This is a genomic window from Serratia sp. Z4, from assembly GCF_009900725.1.
GTDB classification, from domain to species: Bacteria; Pseudomonadota; Gammaproteobacteria; order Enterobacterales; family Enterobacteriaceae; genus Serratia; species Serratia nematodiphila.
On record NZ_JAAABD010000007.1, the window covers coordinates 107,052 to 124,214 of the forward strand.

The following is a 17,163-nucleotide window of genomic DNA, read 5'->3' on the forward strand; positions in this document are numbered from 1 at the left end:
TTGAACCAGCCCTGGCGCCGCGGCGGCTTGCCGCGCGCCAGGCGAGGAGTAAAAATGACCGAAACCACTCTGCATTACATTTTCGATCCGCTGTGCGGCTGGTGCTACGGCGCCGCGCCGCTGGTGAAAGCGGCTCAAAGTCTCCCCGGGTTGAAGGTTGTGCCGCACGCTGGCGGCATGATGACCGGTAACAACCGCCGCCAAATCACCGATGAATGGCGCAACTACGTCATTCCACACGACAAACGCATCGCCGAGATGACGGGACAGCCTTTTGGCGAAGCCTATTTCAACGGCCTGCTGCGCGACACCACGGCGGTGATGGATTCCGAACCGCCGATCACCGCTATCCTGGCGGCGGAAAAGCTGGCGGGACGCGGGCTGGACATGCTGCACCGCATTCAGCAGGCGCACTATCAGGAAGGCCGGCGCATCGCCGATACACCGGTGCTGGAAGCGTTGGCGAAAGAGCTGGGGTTGCCTTCGGCGGCGTTTATCGCCGAAATGCGTTTCAACAGCGGTGCGCCGACCGCGCAACACATCGCGGAAAGCCGGGCGCTGCTGGCCAAAGTGCAAGGCCAGGGCTTCCCGACCTTTGCGCTGCAGGATAGTGATGGCCGCCTGCATCTGCTGCCGGCCGGCAATTATCTGGGCAATGTGGAAGCCTGGAAGAACCTGCTGGGCGCCGCCGCGCTGGCATAACCCTGCTCGCCCCGATCGTCGGGGCGGGTCATTCTACCCGCACGAACCGCCCTTCCGCCCGCACGTTGTGACCGAACCCGCAATCGCCCCGCGTGTGCATTTCCAACGCTTGCTCGCCAAACTCCATCGTCACGTCGCAGACCTGCGCGCTTTCCGCTTCATGCTGGTGGTAGACAGCCTTGCCGTGTTCGATCGGCAGCTCGGCGGAGAAGTCCCCCATGTTCGGCCCGTAATACAGCCCCATCTGCGGCATGGCGTAGCCGGAGAAATCGATCAACCAGCGCTCGCCCTGCGGCTTCACCGCCACTTCGCTCCACACGCCTCGCCCGGCGTATTGCCAGTACACGCCGCCCGGCCCCTGCGGCTGCGGCCGCTGCGCCAGCCGTTGGCGCAACAGGCTCAGGTTGTGCTGTGATTTGTCATCGTGCGGCGCCAGCGCCAGATAGGCCTGCGCCTTGAGCAATTCGCCGGCGTGCATCAGCGACAGCGCCACGTTGTTGTAAGCCGTGGCGACAGCCTGCTCGCTCAGGCCGCAAAACTCGCTCCAGGCCGCCTGATCGCGAAAGATGTCGGCGGCTTTGGCGTAATCTTGCCGCTGATAGGCCTTTTTTCCCAGTTCGGCGTAGCTCGCCACCTTTTGGCAATCGGCGGCGATGTCCGGCTCGTCAATGTGCGCCCAGGCCCGGGCGCTGGCGAAGACGCCGCAGGTCAGCAACAGGGGAAACCAAGCCTTCATCGTTTATCCTTTCTGCAAAAATTCGGCGCCAGTATAACCGCCCGGCGCCGGAGTGTATGCCGCAATTGCGCCCGCCAGCGTGCCGCTGGCGATTCAGCCGCCTTATTTCAAACGGTTAGCGGAGTCAAAACTGCTTACAGTCGCGGTTTGTTTGTTACCGGCCCGCAGCCCATGCTGAACAAAATACCGCAATTATCGAGCCGTTATGAACGCAACCCCCTTGCAGAAACACGCCGTGTGGCAGCTGATCAAACCCTTTTGGGTGTCTGAGGAGCGATGGCGCGCCTGGGCGATGCTGATCGCCATCGTCATCCTGTCGCTCGGTCTGGTCTATATCAGCGTGCAGATCAACCAGTGGAACCAGGTGTTCTACGATGCGTTGCAGAACAAAAACTACCCGGTGTTCAAGGCGCAGCTGTGGCGCTTCACCTATCTGGCGCTGATCTTCATCGTGCTGGCGGTCTACAAGATCTACCTGACTCAGGGGCTGCAGATGCGCTGGCGGCGCTGGATGACGGAAAAGTTCATGGGAAAATGGCTGGCGCACCAGGCGTATTACCACACCGAGCAGCAGCAGATCGTCGATAACCCCGATCAGCGTATCGCTGAAGATCTCAACGTACTGACCCAATATACCCTGTCACTGTCGCTCGGGCTGCTCTCCAGCCTGGTGACGCTGTTTTCCTTCATCGACATTTTATGGCACGTCAGCGGGCCGATGACCTTCGCGCTCGGTCAACACGCCATCACCTTACCCGGCTATATGGTGTGGTTCGCGCTGCTGTATGCGGTGCTGGGATCGCTGCTGATCTGGTGGGTCGGCAAACCGCTGGTCATGCTGGGCTTTAACCAGGAGCGGTATGAGGCGAACTTCCGTTTCGGCCTGATCCGCATCCGCGAAAACAACGACGCCATTGCGCTATACCACGGCGAACCGCGCGAGGCGCAACAGTTGGGTGACCGTTTCGACACCATTCGCAGCAACTGGTGGGCGATCATGCGCATCACCCGGCGGCTGAACATCGCCACCAACTTCTACGGCCAGTTCGCCATCGTGTTTCCCCTGCTGGTGGCGGCGCCGCGCTACTTCTCCGGCGCCATTCAGATGGGCGGCCTGATGCAGATCGCCTCGGCCTTCGGCCAGGTGCAGGGTGCGCTGTCGTGGTTTATCGACGCGTTTAACGACTTGGCGACCTGGAAAGCCTGCGTTAACCGTTTGGCCGGCTTCAACGCCGCCGTCGATCAGGTTCACCATCAGCCGCGCGGCATTCAGTTGCGGGAAGAGAGCGCCCATCCGTTGACGCTGGATAACCTCAGCCTGAACTTGCCCGACGGCCAGCCGCTGCTGGCCGGCGCCGAGATGACGCTGCAACGCGGCGATCGCCTGCTGATCGTCGGCCCTTCCGGCTGCGGCAAGTCGACGCTGCTGCGGGCCATCGCCGGTATCTGGCCTTACGGCGCGGGCGCCATCGGGGTGGCGGCCAACGCCAACACGCTGTTCCTGCCCCAGCGCAGCTACATTCCGATCGGCACGCTGCGCGAGGCGCTGAGCTACCCGAGCCTGGCGTCAGAATACAGCGACGAACAGTTGATGCGGGTGCTGGAAAACTGCCGTCTGAAACACCTGCAGCGCTGGCTGGATACCTCCGCCAACTGGAGCCATCGCCTGTCGCCGGGTGAGCAACAGCGGCTGGCGTTCGCCCGCGCCCTGTTGATTCGCCCGAACCTCCTGTTCCTCGACGAAGCCACCAGCGCGCTGGACGACGAAACCGAGCAACTGATGTACTGCCTGCTGGTGGATGAACTGCCGGACATGACGCTGATCAGCGTAGCGCACCGCAACAGCGTGGCTAAGTACCACCAGACCTGCTGGCGCTTCAGCCGCGGCGAAGACCAACCGGCGCGCCTGGCGCTGAGCCCGTTGCCGGCATAACTCACGAAGCCGGGCGCAAGCGCGCCCGGTTTTCGTTCAGATGCCATCGGCCTGCGCATCTTCGCACTTCACCCGGCGGCGTTCATGCCACAGGCTGGTCAGCCCGCGTTTACCGCTCGCCAGCGCCACCTCGCGAAATTCATCCAGGCTCAGTCCGTCACGTTCCAGCATCATTTCCGCCGCCAACTGCATGTTGACACCGGTCAGCACTTCGCAATCGCCCCGCGCATCCGCCAGCTCGCAGGCGCTACGAAACGGCGAACCGCCGAGCATGTCGGTGAGGAACACCACGCCGTCCGGCTGCGCCACCGCCGCCAGCGCCGAGCGTAAGGCGTCGTTGAGCTGCGCGGTGCTCATCTGTTCGGGGAAATCGACCGCCGCGCAGTGCCGCTGCGGCCCCACCACCTGTTCCACCGCCTGCAACAGCCCGGTGGCAAAGCCGCCGTGGCCGGTAATCACAATGCCTGGCATAGCCCGCTCCTCACAAAATACCGATAAATTTGCCCGCCACGCCGATGACTACGGTGACGCCAATCAGCTTCACCGGCGAGAATCCGCGCTTCATCAGGAAGAAAATGAGCAGCGTGAAACACAGCGGCAACAAGTTGGGCATCAGCTTGTCCAGCACGTCGGTCTGCAGCGCCACGCTGGCCTTGCCGGCATGCATCACCAGCGGCGTGGACAGGTGCACATACGAGGCCACCAGCGCGCCGATCACCGTCATGCCGACAATGGAGGCAGCGTGCGAAATGCGCCGGGTGTGGGTCTTCAGCAGCGCCAGCGCGCTGGTGCCGGCCTGATAGCCGTAGTGCGCCAGCCCAAAACGCAGGCCGAAGTGGAACAGGTTGAACAGCAGCAGGAAGACGATCGGCCCGAACAGGCTGCCCTCCAATGCCAGCGAAGCGCCTATGCCGGCGCAGATCGGCAGCAGCGTCAGCCAAAACAGCGCGTCGCCGATGCCGCCGAGCGGCCCCATCAGCGCCACTTTCACCGCGCGAATGGTGGAGATTTTCTCCTTGTTCTGCTCCATCGCCAGCACCAGGCCGGACAGGAAGGTGACGTCGAACGGGTGCACGTTGATAAATTCCATGTGCATCTTCATCGAGTTGGCCAGATCCTGCGGGTTGCGGTGGATCTTGCGCAGCCCGGGGATCAACTGATACAGCCAGCCGCCCGCCTGCATGCGCTCGTAGTTGAACGACGCCTGCAACAGCAGCGAACGCCAGGCCATGCGGTTGATGTCGCCGCGCGTCAGCGCTTCGGCGGGCTGGCTGTCCAGATAATCGTCCTGTTCCACCTGGCTGGTGGCCAGCGCCTGCGCCATGCGCTGCTCGGCTTTTTGCGCCAGCAGATCGTCGGAATCGTTAAATGCCATCTTCGGCGTCCTCCTGCGGAGCGGGCCGGGTGGTTGCCTCTGCCGCGCCGCGTTGCGTGTTGAAGAAGTCGATCAGAGCGATCGCCAGAGCCCCCAGCGCCACCGCCAGGATCGGCAGCTTGAGAAACGTGACCGAGATGAAACCGAGGATAAAATAGGCCACGTAGGTTTTTTTCATCATCACTTTCATCAGCAGCGAGAAACCGATCGCCGGCATCATGCCGCCCGCCACCGCCAGCCCGTCCAGCAGCCAGCCCGGCGCCTTCTGCACCATGGCGCTGGCCGCATCGGCGCCGAAGTAAATCGGCAGGAACGCCACCACGAAATAGAAGATGAACAGAATGCTGATGCCCAGGTAATTCACCCGTTCGATGCCGCGCCAGTTCAGCGCTTTCACCATGCGATCGCAGCGGTGCATCATCGGTGAAAACAGCGTAAACAGCAGCGTGATGCAGCCCTGCACCGCGATCGAGAACGGCACCGCCACGCCGATCGCCACTTTAGGATCGGCCTTGGTCAGAATGGCGAATGCGGTGCCGATCACCCCGCCGATCACCACGTTCGGCGGTTGGGCGCCCGCCAGCGGCACCATCCCCATCCACACCAGCTCCAGCGTGCCGCCCACCAGCAATCCGGTATAGACATCGCCCAAAATCAGCCCCACCAGCGGCCCCATCACTACCGGCCGGTGGAAGTGGGTCAGACCGTCGAACAGGTCAACCCCCGCCAGCCCGGCCAACAGCGCAATCAATAACGCATCCGTCAACATGCTTTCCCCCTGGCTCAAAAGAGCAGTTTGCCGATCGCCTCGCCCGCTTCATCCGGCACCCGGCGCACTTCGCACTCCACGCCCAGCTCCGCCAGCGCACGGAACGCGGCCACGTCGCCGTCGTCCAGCGACACCGTTTTGTGCACCTGCCGCTTCCCCTCGGCGAAGTGCATATTGCCGACGTTGACGAAACGGATCGGCACCCCGCCGCGCACCAGCGTCAACACATCCTGCGGCGTTTTGCACACCAGAAAGATCTTCTGCCGATCCGCCGCCTTGTGGATCACGTCAATGGTTTTCTGCAGCGTGAAATAACGGGTCTGCACCCCTTCCGCCACCACCATGTCCATCAGGTTCTGCTGCACCGGATCGGCGGCGGCCTCGTCGTTGGCCACCACCACCAGGTTGGCGCCGAGGGTATTGGTCCAGGTCACGCCCACCTGGCCGTGCACCAGGCGATTGTCGATGCGGGTCATTAAAATGTTCGGCATATCAGCGGCCCTCCGGGTAACAGGCGGCGTGGTAATCGTCGAGCACCTGCGTCACTTTATGCAGCACCCACTCCTGCGGATCGGCGCTCAATTCGCCGGCGTTCAGCGCCCGCGCCTGATCCGGCAGGTACTGGCTGAGCAGCGCCAGCGGCGCCGGGCTGCGGCGCAGGTTGTCCAGCAAACCGTCGACCGCCTGCTGCACCTGCGGCTGCGGCCAGTAGTAACGCACCCGATCGCTCAGGCTGTAGTGGCGATCGAGGTACTGTTGGTGCGGCGTGCCGTGGTAATAGCGGCTCCACTGCTGCGGCTGCTCGCGCATCACCTGCTCCAGCGTGGCGCACAGCTGCGCCGACTGGCGTTCCCCCAGCCATTCGCGTTCGATGCGATCGAGGGCGAACAGCGCTTCGCGCAGCGCAAAGGTCAGCGCCGGCCCCACCTTCAGGATGGCGAAATGATCGCGCACCAGCTGGCGGTAGGCCTGCGGCGGCTGATAGTCCGTGGAGTGCGCTTCATAGATCATGCCCGGCTGCCGTTCAATGAAATGGCTCAATGCGTCGGCGCGCTGTGGCTGGTAGTGCTCAACGCTGTGGTGATCGAACTCGACGCCCGGCTGCACCACCAGCGCGATAGTTCGCTGCCAGGCATCGTTCAGCTCGGCCTTTTGCCAGGCGATACGATGTGTTTCCAGCGTTTGCGCCACCGCCTGCGGCGTGGTGACCTGCAGACCCGCCAGCGCCTCCTGCGCGCCGCCCGGCACCGGCACTTCGGTGCCGATCACATAGACCGGCGCTTCGCCGCCGCTCTGCGCCCAGGCGCGTTCCGCTACCGCGCACAAACGCGCCGCCCGCTCGGCAACCGCGGCATCCCCCAGAGGCGAGGGATCATCGGCGCACGACATGGAACAATCGAGGTGAATTTTGCGAAATCCGGCGCGAACGTAATCGTCTATCAAGGTTTCCGCCAGCGCCATCGCTTCCTGAGCCGGGCGATCTTGCCAAGCGTTGGGCCCCAGATGATCGCCGCCCAGCCACACGCGCTCGCGCGCCAGGCCCACTTCATCCGCCAGACGCCACAGCGCATCGCGAAACTGGGCCGCCGTTTGGCCGGTATAGCCGCCGAACTGATTGACCTGATTGGACGTCGCCTCCACCAACACCGGCGTGCCACGCGCTTTGGCCTGCCGCAGCGCGGCCTTCAGAACCCAGGGATGGGCGGAACAGACGGAAAAGATCCCGACCGGCATACCGGCCTTGTGCTGCTCGACAAGCTGTAACAACTGCTGCATGAAGCCCCCATGCAGGCGCCGTGCTACCGATCGGCGATGATGACCTCAACGCCCAGCTCGGTTAACGCCCGCTCGTAATCGTCCGGAAGACGGCTGTCGGTGATCAGCCGATGGATTTGTCCGGCTTCGCGAATCATGCAAAAGCTTTTGCGACCAAATTTGCTGGCATCCGCCACCGCGATAATCTCGCGCGCCACCTCGCACATCACGCGATTGAGGTGCGCCTCACCGGGGTGAGGCGTGGTGATGCCGGCGCTCAGATCGAACCCGTCGACGCCCAAAAACAGTTTGTCGAAGCGGTACTGACGCAATTGCTGCTCGGCAGCCGGACCGTAGAGCGAGTAAGAGTTGCGGCGCACGCTGCCCCCCAGCACCATGACTTCCACCCCGTCGTTTCCCGAAAGCTCGTAGGCAATGTTCAGCGCATTGGTCATCACCACCAGATCGCGCCGCCCCTTCAGGAACGGCACGATCTGCGCGGTGGTTGAACCGGAATCGAGGATCAGCGCATCGCCGTCGCGCACATAGCCGGCCGCCGCGTTGGCGATCAGCGTTTTGACGTCGCGATTCAACCGCCCTTTGTCCCGCAGCGGCCGATCGAAAGCGAATTGCTGATTGAGCATCGCGCCGCCGTAAGCGCGCAGCGCACACCCTTTTCGTTCCAGAAAGCGCAGATCGTTGCGGATCGTCACCGTGGATACCGCAAACTGTTTGCTGAGCTGCTCCACGCGCACGCTGCCGTGCTCGCATAACAGATCGATAATGTGTTCACGTCGCTTTGCGGTATTCACTGGCATGAGCTGCGGTCCTCAGGTTTCCGGCATCGCCGGGGAGAAGATGGCTTTCGCTCTACTGCGCTGGCATTACAGCAAAGCGAAAGCAATGAAATTGTGATCGGGCTTACAGCCCCGTTTTAGCAAAAAAACCGCCAAAAAACCTTTCGAATCGAAACGGATCGAAAAACCTAAAAGTGGAATGGGAGAAAAATGAAATGCCATGACGTGCGCTAACCCCCGGAGCGCTGAGGCGTGGGCTGCACGGAAAGCGAAAGCGGCGCATGGTGCGCCCCACGCCATGACTTTTAGTTCACTCAGTGACCAGGATCACATAATGATAATTATCCTGCGGCCGGCGGGGATTAACCGCCACCATCCCGCCGGGCCATCCCCTTGTCAGTACGAGCCATCTTCCCTACACTTGCGATCAGATATCGGCCCCTTGTCGGTACGTAAGCGTTAACGTCAATCAACGCATCACGCCATGCAGCGCTGATTGACTGCATGCCCTGGTGCGAGGAACCCATGCCGCAACCCGCTTCATCCACCGCGACCCCGCGTCGCCGGTTACACCGCCCTATTCTGCTGATCGTCGGCATTATGCTGATCGCGGCCAATTTGCGCGCCGCCCTGACCAGCGTCGGCCCGCTGCTGGAGCAGATCCAGCAACAGCTGGCGTTGTCCGCCACCGCCGCCGGCCTGATCAATTCGCTGCCGCTGATCCTGTTCGCCATCCTCTCGCCATTGACCCCGACGCTGGCGAAACGCATCGGTATCGAGCGCACCCTGGGCCTCGCCCTCGCGCTGCTGATCTGCGGCATCGCCCTGCGCTCCCTGCCGCAAGACGCCATGCTATGGCCGGGCAGCATCCTGATCGGCGCCGCCATCGCCTTCGCCAACGTGGTGCTGCCGACGCTGGTGAAAAGAGATTTCCCACATCGCGCCGCCGCGATGATCGCCGCCTATGCGGCGGTGATGTCGCTGGTTGCCGCCATCGCTTCAGGTTTGGCCGTGCCACTGGCTTCGCTGGCCGACCTTGGCTGGCGGTTCTCCTTGTTATGCTGGGGCTTGCCTGCGCTGTTGGCGCTGCTGGTGTGGTTGCCGCAGCTGCGGCGCTCCGCCACACCCGCCACTAAAGAGCCGCAGCCGACGGAGCCGCAACGCTATCGCTCTCCCTGGGGCAGCGCGCTGGGTTGGCAAGTGGCGATGTTCATGGGGCTGCAATCGATCGCCTTCTACACCATCATCGGCTGGTTCAGCGCTTTTGCCGCCAGCCACGGCACCTCCGCTCAGCAGGCGGGTTTCGAACTGTTCGTTTACCAGGTGGTGGCGATCGTCGCCAACTTTGTCATGGTGGTGATTTTGCCGCGGGCGCGCGATCAGCGGGCGATCGCGTTGGGCAGCTCTCTGCTGATCTTCATCGGCGTCGGGGGATTATTGGTGCAACCCGCCAGTTCACTGGTGTGGCTGACGTTTGCCGGGTTGGGGGCGGGGAGTTCGCTGGTGCTGGCGCTGTCGTTCTTTGGATTGCGCAGTCAGCATCATCATCAGGCGACGCTGTTGTCGGGTATGGCGCAATCCGTCGGTTATCTGTTGGCGGCGCTGGGGCCCACCCTATTCGGCCTGCTGCACGATCTGACGGAAGGCTGGCGCTTGCCGTTGATCGCCCTGCTGGGCCTGACCGTCTTGCAAATGCTGTTCGGCGCGCTGGCCGGTCGCAGCCGCGTGATCAGCTAACGCTGCGGCGCAATGGGGGCCGCACGGGCTCAGAGTCGGTGTCCTGCCATAAATCATCAATAAAGGCGCGCTGCTCATCGCTCAGCACCCATGACGGCGGAATTTTGGACTGTGCGCGACGCTCAGCGCCCTCACGGTTTTTAGCCTGCTTTTTGTTCACGAATCGCCTTCCTGCTTAACCTGCTAACTCAGTAACCAGTAAATCACGGCGGTGGTTAACAGCCAGAACAGCCCGCTACCGATAAACACACACAGCCATGCTCTACGTTTGATATCCGATCCATCCTTGCTCACCACAGCGCCCCCAACCAATAGATTAAACCACTCAAACAGCAATTATTGATCTGTTTTAACGATCGATAAAGTCGTTTTTTCCTATGGAAATTTAAAAAACAGCTGCTAGCCATAGACCTGCATCACCGCCTCAGTAAGAACGGCACCGTGGATATCACTGTTATCGGCAGGCGATAACTTGAATTGATAGGCGAACGAACGTGCAGTGTGCCATACCTTGAAAGGTCAAAATCAAACCACTGGTAAATAATTCAACCATCAATTATTTGACTGGTCATAAGCCAAATCGGCAACAGACAGCGCTGAAGGCGGGGGATAAAATGAAGCGACGCACTGGGATCATACGGTGAGAAGCACCGGCCCGCGTTGGTCTCGCTCGGGCCGGCGTGAGTTAACCGATTCTGCTGACGGAATCCCGGCTGGCGTGTTCACGCTCGCTGCCGGTCAGCTCACGTAAATGACCCGAGCGCATCTCAAGCAGCCGATCGGCATGTTCGAAATAGTGATCGTCATGGCTGATGGCAAACACCGTTTTGCCCAGCGCGCGCAGTTCTGGCAACAGCTCGCGATAGAAAATGCGCCGGAATTGCGGATCCTGATCCGCGGCCCATTCATCCAACAGCAAGATATCGCGCTGTTCCGCCACGGCCAGCAGCAAAGCCAGACGCTTGCGCTGCCCCTGCGACAGTTGCGGGTTAGTCACCCTGGCGCCGTCGAACTGCAGCTTGCTTTTCATATTCAACCGCTCGATCCAGCCGGCGACCAGTTCCGCATCGGGTTCGCCGCCTTCCGGCCCTTGCAAACGATCGAACTGATGAAAATCAGTGAAAATCGCCGAAAACAGCCGACGATAGTCCGGCATATCCGCCGCGGTCTGCGCGACGCCATCCAGAACGATGTGCCCGCTCACCGGCCGGTACAACCCGGTCAACAGCATCGCCAGCGTTGACTTGCCGCTGCCGTTGCCGCCGATCAAAAAGATCAGCTCGCCACGCCGCAGCGTCAGATTAAGCGGCCCGACGGCAAAACCGGGCTGTTGCTCCGTATCGGCATAGTGAAAAACCACGTCGCGCAGCTCCAGCGTCTGCCAGGAACGGCCGGCGGCGGCAGGGAACGCCGGTTGGTACTCGGCCAGGCGCAGCGTCTTCAGCTTGTTGAAAGCGACTTCGGCGCTGACCAGCGTCGGAAACGCCCCGACCGCCTGCAGTAATGGCGTGCGCAAGAACAGCAGCGTCAGAGAATACGTGGCGGCCACCGCCGAGTTCGCCCATCCCAGGCTGTTAGCCATAAAGAACACCAGTCCGATCGCCCCCAACATCATGATATTTGACCAGTTGAGCGCACTCAAATGGAAGGTATCGGCGCGAATGATATGGTGGCGGTAAGCTTGCGCATCGGGTTGATAGGTCTGTTCGTACAGCGCCTGCGCTCGCTTGCGGTTTAACGTCAGTTCCTTGCGACCGTCAATCACCGATTCGTAATGATGATAGAGGCGCTCTTCCGACTCGCGCAAACTGGCCATATGGCGATAAACCCGCGAGACCAGGCAACCGCTGCCCACCACGGTGACGGCGACCCACACCGCCGTCACCGCCAGCATTTTCGGTGATAGCCACCCCAGATAGGCCGCCGATCCCAGAGTTAAAATCACCCCTTGCACCAGTTCGGGCAAGCGCACGAAGGCGACGGTGATATTGCGGACATCGCTGGAGAGACTGGCCAACAATGAGGCGCTGCCTAACTGTTCAAGGCGTTCAATATCGGTATCCAGGATGCGCTTCACTAACTGCCCGCGCAGGCGGTAGACGAAGTAATGGCCCAATGTCGTCAGCGCCAATTGCGATCCCAGCGTGACCGCCATCAGCAATGCCAGCAGAGCGAGAAACATCGGCAGCACAGCCAATGCATCGCCGCCGGCGTCCATCAGGTATTGATTGATAAACGCAATGATACCGATGCCCAAGCCAGCGCTGGTCATGGTCAATGCCATAACCGCCAGAAATGGCCAACGATACTGGTGATAAACCACCCGTAGCAGTTCCATGAAAAACCTCTGAAGTCGCGATCTGGCAGGCATTGTAAGCGGCGTGAGAATGAGATCAAGACGAATTCTCATTGCTCGCGCAGCCTCTGAATTCGACGCCAAGGGCATTTTGATGATTGCTTATTGAAACGAGAGACTTACACTGGCGCCACTTGCCGCTGAAGGGAACAGCCGATTATGCTCGCCACTCACGAATACGCCAACGACCTGATTCTGTTTGCCCTGATTGTCGACTGCGGCTCGTTCAGCAAGGCCGCGGAGAGCGCCGGCATCACCAGCTCGGTGGTCAGCAAACGCATCGGGCGGCTGGAAAAATCGCTGGGTGCCCGCCTGCTGTACCGCACCACCCGCAGCCTGACGCTGACCGAAAGCGGCCAGGCGCTCTACCAGCAGGCCAAAGAGATCGGCGCCAAAGTGCAGGAGGCGCTGTACGCCGTCAGCGAAAAGAGCGAAGAGTTGACCGGCACCATCCGTATGTCGGTGCCGACCATTTCGGGCGAGCTGTTGCTGAGCGAAAGCGTGGCGGAATTTTGCGCCCTGCATCCCAGCCTGAAGGTCGAAATGCGGCTGGAAAACCGCTTCGTCGATCTGGTGGAAGAAGGCATCGATCTGGCGATCCGGACCGGCACCATGCCGGATTCCAGCCTGATTGCCCGGCCGATCTTCGATTCCCGCTGGGTGATCGTCTGCTCGCCGGGCTACCTGGAAAGCCACCCGGAACCGCGCAGCGCCGACGATCTGCTGAGCCACAACTGCCTGACCTACACCTACCAGGAGAGCGGCACCGCCAACTGGCTGATGAAGCGGCCGGGGCGCAACGACATCTACGAGCTGCAGGTTAACGGCAACCTGTCGGCCAATAATGCGCGGGCGATCCGCAAAGCGGTGATCGGCGGCCACGGCATCGCCATGGTGCCGCGCTGCATGGTGTATGAAGATTTGCAGGACGGTAAACTGATGGAGATCCTGGCCGGCCACTGCGGCAAAGTGCTGGGCATTTACGCCGTTTATCCTTACACCCGCAATCTGCCGTTAAAAACCCGTCTGCTGATCGAACATATCATCGGTTCCTACCAAAATATCAGCCATTATTTTTGAGTTCCCTGCTCTGATTATTTCCCTGCGGCCGTAAAAAGAGGCGGGGATTACCGCATTTTTGGACATGAACTATTGAACATTACCGCTTAATTAATGTGAGCTCACGCATTCATCACACAAAATTACTTCCTATCAAACTGATTTTAAAGCAGTTAATTTAACGCCTCCTGCCGGCCAGTTTCCCACCGCCGGCGTCGTTCGCCGATGTTAAAAAATTACCGCATGGCATCGTCGCCAACGTTGTGATTAGAATGAAAATGTTGCGGTAATTAACCTTTCAGCTACATATCTCTGCCCATAAAAATAATAACCCTGAGGATCTTATGCCCCTGCTTTTCAGTATTGCGCCCATCGTCCTGCTGATTTGGATGATGACCAAAAGGAATGGCGTGCCCTCTTACCTCGCCCTGCCGCTGACGGCCGCCGTGGTGTATGCCCTGCAGCTCCTGTGGTTCGATGCCTCGCTGCGGCTGCTGCATGCCAATATCATCACCGCGCTGGTGTCGACGCTGACGCCGATCACCATCATTGCCGGCGCCATCCTGCTCAACAAACTGATGCAGGTAAGCGGCGCGGAAAACGTGGTGCGCCGCTGGCTGGAAACCATCAGCCCCAATCCCGTGGCCCAGTTGATGATTATCGGCTGGGCGTTCGCCTTTATGATCGAGGGCGCCAGCGGCTTCGGCACCCCGGCCGCCATCGCCGCGCCGATTCTGGTCGGGCTGGGCTTCAACCCGCTGCGCGTCGCCCTGCTGACGCTGGTGATGAACTCGGTACCGGTCTCCTTCGGCGCCGTGGGCACCCCTACCTGGTTCGGCTTTGCCAATCTCGGCCTGTCGGACGCCAGCCTGCTGGAGATCGGCCGGCAAACCGCGCTGATCCACTTCGTCGCCGGCTTCGTCATTCCTCTGCTGGCGCTGCGCTTTATCGTTTCCTGGCAGGATATCCGCCGCAACCTGCCGTTTATCCTGCTCAGCGTGCTGAGCTGCACCCTGCCCTATCTGTTGCTGGCCCAGGTGAACTATGAATTCCCGGCGCTGGTCGGCGGTGCAATCGGCCTGGCGCTCTCGGTGCTGCTGGCGCGCGGCGGCATCGGCCTCGCCCGCGGCGACAAACCGCAGAGCGCCGGGCAGGCGGTGCCGTTCATGCAGGTGGTCAAGGCCATGACCCCGACCCTGCTGCTGATTGCTATTCTGATAGTGACGCGCGTCCACCAGCTGGGCCTCAAGGCGCTGCTCAACAACACCGCGCTGCTGTGGCGGGAAAACCTCGGCTGGCTCGGAGAGCTGCGCATCAGCCGGGCGCTGATCGTCGAACTGCAGCAGGTGCTGGGCACCTCCGCCGCCGCCGGCTACAAAACGCTGTATGTCCCGGCGCTGATCCCGTTCCTGTTGGTGGTGCTGCTGTGCATTCCGTTGTTCCGGCTGAATGGCGGCCAGGTGCGGCAAATGTTCAGCGAAACCGGCGGGCGCATCGCGCGGCCCTTTATTGCGCTGTTCGGCGCGCTGGTGATGGTCAACCTGATGATGCAGGGCGGCGACAACGCGCCGGTGATCCTGATCGGTAAAGCGCTGGCGGCGCTGACCGGCGGCAGCTGGCTGCTGTTCTCGTCGTTCCTCGGCGCGCTGGGCTCGTTCTTCTCCGGCTCCAATACCGTTTCGAACCTGACGTTCGGCGGCATTCAGCAGTCGATCGCCCAGAGCAGCGGTCTTGACGTCAACCTGACGCTGGCCTTGCAGTCCGTCGGCGGCGCCATGGGCAACATGGTGTGCCTGAACAACATTATCGCGGTCTGTTCGATCCTCGGGATCGGCAACGCCGAAGGCAAAATCATCAGAAAGACCGTACTGCCGATGCTGGCGTACGGCGGGATTGCGGCCGGTATGGCGGCGATCCTCACGCTCTGACCGACAACTCGTTATCGCAAGCAAGACAAGAAGGTAAACACTATGATCATCTCCGCGTCAACCGACTACCGGGCCGCCGCCCAGGCCAAACTGCCGCCGTTTCTGTTTCACTACATCGACGGCGGGGCCTACGCGGAGCATACGCTGAAGCGCAATACCGCAGACCTGGCCGATATCGCCTTGCGCCAGCGCGTGCTGCGCAATATGTCCGAACTCAGCCTGGAGACCACGCTGTTCGGCGAGCAGCTAGCGATGCCGGTGGCGCTGGGGCCGGTGGGGCTGACCGGCATGTACGCCCGCCGCGGCGAAGTGCAGGCCGCGCGCGCCGCGGCCAAAAAAGGTATTCCGTTCACGCTGTCCACCGTGTCAGTCTGCCCCATCGAAGAGGTGGCGCCGGCGATCGATCGGCCGATGTGGTTCCAGCTCTACGTGCTGAAAGATCGCGGCTTTATGCGCAACGCGCTGGAGCGCGCCAAGGCCGCCGGCGTGAAAACGCTGGTGTTCACCGTCGACATGCCGGTGCCGGGCGCCCGTTATCGCGACGCCCATTCGGGGATGAGTGGCCCTAACGCCGCCCTGCGCCGCGTGCTGCAGGCGTTTACCCATCCGCAGTGGGCCTGGGACGTCGGCCTGCTCGGCAAGCCGCACGATCTGGGCAACGTCTCGGCCTACCGCGGCAAACCGACCAGCCTGGAAGACTACATCGGCTGGCTGGGCGCCAACTTCGATCCGTCGATTTCCTGGAAGGATCTGGAGTGGATCCGCGAATTCTGGGACGGCCCGATGATCATCAAAGGCATTCTTGATCCGGAAGACGCCAAAGACGCGGTGCGCTTCGGCGCCGACGGCATCATCGTCTCCAACCACGGCGGCCGCCAGCTGGACGGCGTGCTGTCGACCGCGCGCGCCATGCCGGCGATCGCCGACGCGGTGAAAGGCGACATCACTCTGCTGGCCGACTCCGGCATCCGCAGCGGCCTGGACGTGGTGCGCATGATCGCGCTGGGCGCCGACAGCGTGCTGCTGGGGCGCGCCTTCGTCTATGCACTGGCGGCGGCCGGCGAAGCCGGGGTGGCTAACTTGCTGGATCTGATCGACAAAGAGATGCGCGTCGCCATGACACTCACCGGCGCGAAAACCATTGCGGAGATCAACGCCGGATCGCTGGTCAGAAACGCCTGACTCACAGCGGCTGCACGCCCTCCGGGTAGGCGTTGTAGCTCATCTTGCTGATGAACGCCCCAGCCGGTGACACCAGAACCCGGCCGGCGGCGTCCAACCCGAGGAAGGTGCCGGTGCAGCGCCCGGAGATAAAGTCGAAGAAGAACACCGAGCACACCGGGATAATCTTTTCCCGGAAGGTGAACAGGAACATCTCGTCCTCAAACTTGTAGTAAGTGGCGTAATCCATGTCGCCGTGCCCGAACTGCTCGCCGCGCAGGTTTTGCCAGGCATAACGCTCGGTGTTGACGTAGAAGTGCTCGTAGTAATGGTTGGGGCTGTAAACGTTCAGCGTGCGATAACCGATCAGCTCGCGGGTCAGATGCGGCGCGATGCCGCCCGGCGTAACGCCGGCAATCAGCCCAACGTGGAAGCTTTGCTTGAGGCGGGATCCCTTTTCCACCGTTTGTTCGGGCAACAGCGTGCTGCGCACCAGCAGCGCCCGGCCGCTGTCGCGGTTGAGCACCAGCGTCAGGCATTCGTTGCCCGGCGACTGCAACGGAATGTTGAAGAAATAGCGCGCGGCGGAGGTTTGCACCTCTTCGTAAGCGTCCTCACCGCTCTCCCCTCCCCAGGCCCACAGCACCCGCTGCCGATCGGCGCTGAAACGCAGCGTGATTTCCCCGCCGTCTTCAAAGGCGATCTGCAGCGTTTTGCCGCGCCAGTCCTGGGTGCCCGGCAGCCGGTTGGTGTCGATGCCGCGCGCGAAATCGTCGTAATTCTTCCAGTCCGGCTCGGCATTTTGATTCAGTACGGATGGTTCTGCTGACATCTTCGCTCTCCTTGATTGAATGG

The 17,163-nt window shown here is 61.5% G+C and carries 17 protein-coding genes; 6 read left to right on the plus strand and 11 right to left on the minus strand.

Annotated features, from left to right (window positions below; translation table 11 throughout):
* Positions 1-54: 54 nt before the first annotated feature.
* On the plus strand, positions 55-702 hold the full coding sequence (locus GT753_RS20710) for a DsbA family protein (RefSeq protein WP_015378930.1): 648 nt from the start codon (positions 55-57) through the stop codon (positions 700-702).
* 28 nt (positions 703-730) lie between these two features.
* Here GT753_RS20710 and GT753_RS20715 read toward each other — a convergent pair whose 3' ends face one another.
* Positions 731-1,438, minus strand: a complete 708-nt coding sequence (locus GT753_RS20715; RefSeq protein WP_021505679.1) for a hypothetical protein — start codon at positions 1,436-1,438, stop codon at positions 731-733.
* Positions 1,439-1,643: 205 nt separating this feature from the next.
* On the opposite strand from GT753_RS20715, the gene GT753_RS20720 reads away from it, so the two are divergent.
* Positions 1,644-3,371, plus strand: coding sequence for an ABC transporter ATP-binding protein/permease (locus tag GT753_RS20720; RefSeq protein ID WP_015378932.1), 1,728 nt, complete (start codon positions 1,644-1,646; stop codon positions 3,369-3,371).
* A 36-nt stretch (positions 3,372-3,407) separates the two neighbouring features.
* On the opposite strand, the gene agaF is transcribed toward GT753_RS20720, so the two are convergent.
* Genes agaF through agaR form a run of 6 tightly spaced genes read right to left on the minus strand, consistent with a single transcriptional unit; the run spans position 3,408 to position 8,088 of the window.
* Positions 3,408-3,842, minus strand: a complete 435-nt coding sequence (gene agaF / locus GT753_RS20725; RefSeq protein ID WP_015378933.1) for a PTS galactosamine/N-acetylgalactosamine transporter subunit IIA — start codon at positions 3,840-3,842, stop codon at positions 3,408-3,410.
* A gap of 10 nt (positions 3,843-3,852) precedes the next feature.
* On the minus strand, positions 3,853-4,746 hold the full coding sequence (locus GT753_RS20730; RefSeq protein ID WP_015378934.1) for a PTS system mannose/fructose/sorbose family transporter subunit IID: 894 nt from the start codon (positions 4,744-4,746) through the stop codon (positions 3,853-3,855).
* The gene (agaW, locus tag GT753_RS20735; RefSeq protein ID WP_015378935.1) at positions 4,736-5,515 is read right to left on the minus strand and encodes a PTS N-acetylgalactosamine transporter subunit IIC; all 780 of its coding nucleotides are present in this window, start codon (positions 5,513-5,515) and stop codon (positions 4,736-4,738) included. Before agaW ends, GT753_RS20730 begins: the two co-directional genes overlap by 11 nt.
* A 14-nt stretch (positions 5,516-5,529) precedes the next feature.
* Positions 5,530-6,006: a PTS N-acetylgalactosamine transporter subunit IIB gene (gene agaV, locus GT753_RS20740; RefSeq protein ID WP_004931808.1), complete on the minus strand. Its 477-nt coding sequence runs from the start codon at positions 6,004-6,006 to the stop codon at positions 5,530-5,532.
* A gap of 1 nt (position 6,007) precedes the next feature.
* Positions 6,008-7,291, minus strand: a complete 1,284-nt coding sequence (locus tag GT753_RS20745) for a D-tagatose-bisphosphate aldolase, class II, non-catalytic subunit (RefSeq protein WP_021505681.1) — start codon at positions 7,289-7,291, stop codon at positions 6,008-6,010.
* Positions 7,292-7,314: 23 nt separating this feature from the next.
* A complete protein-coding gene (agaR, locus tag GT753_RS20750) occupies positions 7,315-8,088 on the minus strand; it encodes a transcriptional repressor AgaR (RefSeq protein ID WP_004931804.1) in 774 nt (257 codons plus the stop codon).
* A 504-nt stretch (positions 8,089-8,592) separates the two neighbouring features.
* Here agaR and GT753_RS20755 point away from each other — a divergent pair.
* Entirely contained in the window at positions 8,593-9,804 is a 1,212-nt protein-coding gene (locus tag GT753_RS20755) for an MFS transporter (protein ID WP_099982439.1), read from the plus strand.
* Here GT753_RS20755 and GT753_RS25735 read toward each other — a convergent pair.
* The 3 genes from GT753_RS25735 to GT753_RS20765 all read right to left on the minus strand — a co-directional run bounded on the left by GT753_RS25735 (position 9,797) and on the right by GT753_RS20765 (position 12,142).
* Positions 9,797-9,964, minus strand: coding sequence for a hypothetical protein (locus tag GT753_RS25735; RefSeq protein ID WP_021505683.1), 168 nt, complete (start codon positions 9,962-9,964; stop codon positions 9,797-9,799). The genes GT753_RS20755 and GT753_RS25735 overlap by 8 nt on opposite strands.
* Positions 9,965-9,987: 23 nt before the next feature.
* Positions 9,988-10,101: a YmiA family putative membrane protein gene (locus tag GT753_RS20760; protein ID WP_103086267.1), complete on the minus strand. Its 114-nt coding sequence runs from the start codon at positions 10,099-10,101 to the stop codon at positions 9,988-9,990.
* A gap of 388 nt (positions 10,102-10,489) precedes the next feature.
* Positions 10,490-12,142, minus strand: a complete 1,653-nt coding sequence (locus tag GT753_RS20765; RefSeq protein WP_099982454.1) for a multidrug ABC transporter permease/ATP-binding protein — start codon at positions 12,140-12,142, stop codon at positions 10,490-10,492.
* Positions 12,143-12,319: 177 nt separating this feature from the next.
* On the opposite strand from GT753_RS20765, the gene GT753_RS20770 reads away from it, so the two are divergent.
* The 3 genes from GT753_RS20770 to lldD all read left to right on the plus strand — a co-directional run bounded on the left by GT753_RS20770 (position 12,320) and on the right by lldD (position 16,329).
* On the plus strand, positions 12,320-13,240 hold the full coding sequence (locus tag GT753_RS20770; protein ID WP_021505685.1) for a LysR family transcriptional regulator: 921 nt from the start codon (positions 12,320-12,322) through the stop codon (positions 13,238-13,240).
* A gap of 323 nt (positions 13,241-13,563) precedes the next feature.
* Positions 13,564-15,147, plus strand: coding sequence for an L-lactate permease (locus tag GT753_RS20775; protein ID WP_160125903.1), 1,584 nt, complete (start codon positions 13,564-13,566; stop codon positions 15,145-15,147).
* A 42-nt stretch (positions 15,148-15,189) separates the two neighbouring features.
* On the plus strand, positions 15,190-16,329 hold the full coding sequence (lldD, locus tag GT753_RS20780; RefSeq protein ID WP_004931747.1) for an FMN-dependent L-lactate dehydrogenase LldD: 1,140 nt from the start codon (positions 15,190-15,192) through the stop codon (positions 16,327-16,329).
* A 1-nt stretch (position 16,330) separates the two neighbouring features.
* On the opposite strand, the gene GT753_RS20785 is transcribed toward lldD, so the two are convergent.
* Positions 16,331-17,140 (minus strand): MoaF C-terminal domain-containing protein, encoded by an 810-nt coding sequence (locus GT753_RS20785; protein ID WP_015378943.1) that lies wholly within the window; start codon positions 17,138-17,140, stop codon positions 16,331-16,333.
* Positions 17,141-17,163: the final 23 nt, after the last annotated feature.